This is a genomic window from Exiguobacterium sp. SRB7LM (genome assembly GCF_015712685.1).
GTDB classification, from domain to species: Bacteria; Bacillota; Bacilli; order Exiguobacteriales; family Exiguobacteriaceae; genus Exiguobacterium; species Exiguobacterium profundum.
In genome coordinates this window covers 1-1,766 of sequence record NZ_VWVR01000003.1, presented here as the reverse complement: position 1 = coordinate 1,766, position 1,766 = coordinate 1, and the positions used below count along the sequence as shown (strand labels likewise).

1 pseudogene is annotated in these 1,766 nt (G+C 59.0%); it reads left to right on the top strand.

The window, feature by feature from the left end:
- Positions 1-302: 302 nt before the first annotated feature.
- Positions 303-1,648, top strand: a pseudogene (locus tag F3H97_RS00660) (IS1182 family transposase); the annotation flags it as partial.
- Positions 1,649-1,766 lie beyond the last annotated feature (118 nt).

Genomic DNA, 1,766 nt, shown 5'->3' with positions numbered 1-1,766 from the left:
TCAGCTTGTTGACAAATAAGATGTACGAACTCGTCCTTCCGGCGCCCACGCTTTCCGCAGGCAATCCCGGAGCCGCATCGCGACTCAAGTCGCTGCTGGGTCTCCGTCGGATTGCTTTCCTGCAGGAGTCGGGGCGCCGTGGGACGAGCCACACGAATGGTCGCCACCTTTGGCGACCATTTGTCTTTTTCTGAGGCCTCGATGGCCGAAGAAAAAGCCCGATACATACTTCGAACCGGTCCAAACGGGGAATGAAGAAGATAAACACCACGTTCGCCCGTCATCAAAAGGAGGTACCCGATATGTATCGCGCCCATTCCGAGAAGCGACATGAACCGATCCAGTCGAAGACCACGTTGGACCAGCTGGTCCCGCAGGATCATCTCGTCCGGAGACTCGACCGCCACATCGACTTCTCGATCGTCCACCGGCTCTGCGCCCCGCTCTATTCGAACACCGGTACGCCCGGCATCGACCCGGAGATCATCATCAAGATCATCCTACTCGGACCCCTGTTCAACATCCGTTCCGTGCGGCAGACCGTGAGGGAGGTTCAGACGAACCTCGCCTATCGCTGGTTCCTCGGTCTCGGCATCGATGAGAAGGTTCCCGACCATTCGACGATCAGCCAGGCCTACCGCCGACGCTTCCAGGGGAACGACGTGTTCCAACAAATCTTCGAGGACATCGTCCGACAGGCGGAATCTCACGGTCTCGTCTCCGGGCGCATCCTGATCACGGATTCCACGCACATCCGGGCGAACGCGAACAAGAAGAAGTTCGACAAGGTCGAGGTCGAACGGGTCGTCGGTGCGATCGAGGACGAGCTTCTCACCCGCGTGAACGAGGGACGGGCCGAACGCGGAAAAAAGAACTGAAACCGGCATCTGAGAAGAGGGAGCGCCGGCTCGTCAAGGTGAGCCGGACCGACCCGGATGCGGGATACATGTATCGTGACCAGAAGCCGGAAGGCTTTTTCTGGCTGGCGCATCGGACGGTCGACGCCAAGCACAATTTCATCGTCGATGTACACGTCACACCCGGGAACGTCTCGGACAGCACCGTCTATCTCAATCGGCTCGACCATGTCCTCGAACGTTTCCATTTCCCGCTCGAGGCGGTCGCGCTCGATGCAGGCTACTTCACGACCGGGATTGCGAAGGCGCTCGTCGAACGGGGCATCTTCGGGGTCATCGCCCGGAGGCGTTTCGGTGGGAAGAAGGGGATGTTCCGCAAGACCCGGTACACGTACCTGCCCGAGGAAGATGCGTATCTCTGTCCGGCGCGACAGCGCCTCACCTATCAGACGACGGACCGCCACGGCTATCACCATTACGTCTCCGACCCCTCCATCTGTCAGAACTGCCCTCTCCTCGAGAAGTGCACGTCCAGCCGGACGCACCGAAGGGACATCACACGCCACGTCGATGAACATTACCGCGAGCAGGTGAACGAGAACCGCCTGTCCGCGTCCGGGAGATCCCTTTACCGACTGCGGCCGCAGACCGTCGAGCGCTCGTTCGCCGATGGGAAAGAGCTCCACGGGCTCCGTTTCACCTTCTACAGGGGGACCGCGAAGGTCCAACGTGCCAATCTGGTGGCAGCCACCGCACAAAACATGAAGAAGCTGGCCAACCTGTTGGCCAGAAAGGACCGTCTACATAACATTTCTTCAATCTTTTGTCGGGCAGAGCGCCTCAAGCTCGTTGAACCTAAAAAAAGACGAACCAAATCGCACATGGCGATTTGGTTCGTCAACAGCCTGA